Below are 1,458 nucleotides of genomic sequence, written 5' to 3' on the forward strand. Positions count from 1 at the left end.
AGAGTGCGTTCTGCGAGTTGATGTCCCTTTCATCGGTGGGGTTGGGTTAGGTCGGCTGGTCGGAGACCCGCCGGTCGGACTACGGGCGTGGCTGGGTGAACAATCCCGGCTCGGTCTCGACAAGGATGCCGCGGCTGACCAGGCGTTTGAGCTTGGCGCGGACGTTCTGGATGTCGTTCTGCGTCAGGGGCAGGTCCATTGCCCTGGCCAGGTCCCGGGCGCGCAGGGAGCCGCCGGCCTCGGCGAAGACGGTGAGAATCTGCTGGTAGGCCGGGTGCTCGGGAACTGCGGGAGGTGGCGCGGCCGGTTGGATCGGGGTGGGATCTTCCTCGGCGAGGGAGATGAGGGTCTTGCGGCTGATCCGCAGGTGCTCGATCGCCTCGCTGAGTTGGCCCAGCCTCGCGGTGAGCATGTCGATTTCCGCCTGGGTCTGCTCGATCTGGCAGGTCAAGGCCTGCTCGCGGGCGTCGATCCGGTCCAGGAGCCAGGCACCCGGGTCGGTCGGCCGGGCGTCGGGCCCGATCATGCCCACCGCCACGACGGGGACGCGCCGCGGGTCAGGCGGCGGGACATCACGTCCGTCATCGCCCAATACACGCGGGCTTCGGAACTGGCCGGAAGGTGCTCATAGTCGCGGACCAGACGCCGGTGGAACATCAAGATGCCGTACGTTTGCTCGACGACCCATCTCTTGGGCTGGGGGACGAACCCCTTGCCGGCGGGGTTGCGTTCGACGATCTCCACGTCGATCCCCAGGTCGGCGCCATGCGCGACGACCGCGTTCTTGAACCCCTGGTCGGCCAGCGCCTTGGTCACGGTGCCCTCGGTGCCGGCGGCGACCCGGTCCAGCAGGGCGATCCCGGCGGTGTTCTCATGAGCCGAGGCGGCCAGGACGACCACGGCGATGACCAGGCCCAGCACGTCCACCGCCAGGCCCCGTTTCCTGCCCGGCACGCGCTTGGCGGCGTCCTTGCCGGTCGTGGAGGCGGGGACCCCGGCCGCGACGTGGACGCTCTGGGTGTCCAGCACCACCAGGCTCGGATCGGCTAATCGTTTCTTCCTCTCGCGCAGATGCCAGCGCAGCAGGTCATGGATCGTCTTGTCGGTGCCGTCGTCGCGCCACTTGCCGAAGTAGTAGTACGTCGCGCTCTTGGGCGGCAGGTCGTGCGGGAGAAAGTCCCATTGGACACCGGTTCGTCCCTGGTAGCGGATGGCGTTCACGATCTCCCGCAACTCGTAGTTGCCCTCGTGGCCGCTGACGGACGGGTGCGCGGCCTTCCACGCCGTGAGCACGGGCTCGATCAGCGCCCATTCCGCGTCGGTTAAGTCGCTGGGGTACGGCTTGCGCTCGGTCACCCGGCCATCCCAGCACAGCAGACCCCACCGACCGGCGGTAACGCTACAAATCCATACGATCACATAGCGACATCACAGGCATATGCTCGCGGAACGCACTCT

The 1,458-nt window shown here is 67.5% G+C and carries 2 protein-coding genes; both read right to left on the reverse strand.

Annotated elements, in window-relative coordinates; genetic code table 11:
* Positions 1 to 79: 79 nt before the first annotated feature.
* Positions 80 to 526, reverse strand: a complete 447-nt coding sequence (locus ACIBF7_RS44955; protein ID WP_271280556.1) for a hypothetical protein — start codon at positions 524 to 526, stop codon at positions 80 to 82.
* Complete coding sequence (locus ACIBF7_RS44960) at positions 523 to 1,356, reverse strand: IS5 family transposase (RefSeq protein ID WP_357863642.1); 834 nt, start codon at positions 1,354 to 1,356, stop codon at positions 523 to 525. Before ACIBF7_RS44960 ends, ACIBF7_RS44955 begins: the two co-directional genes overlap by 4 nt.
* Between the last annotated feature and the right edge of the window lie 102 nt (positions 1,357 to 1,458).

Origin of the sequence: Nonomuraea sp. NPDC050478 (assembly GCF_044458265.1) — a bacterium.
In the GTDB taxonomy this organism is placed as follows: domain Bacteria; phylum Actinomycetota; class Actinomycetes; order Streptosporangiales; family Streptosporangiaceae; genus Nonomuraea; species Nonomuraea ferruginea.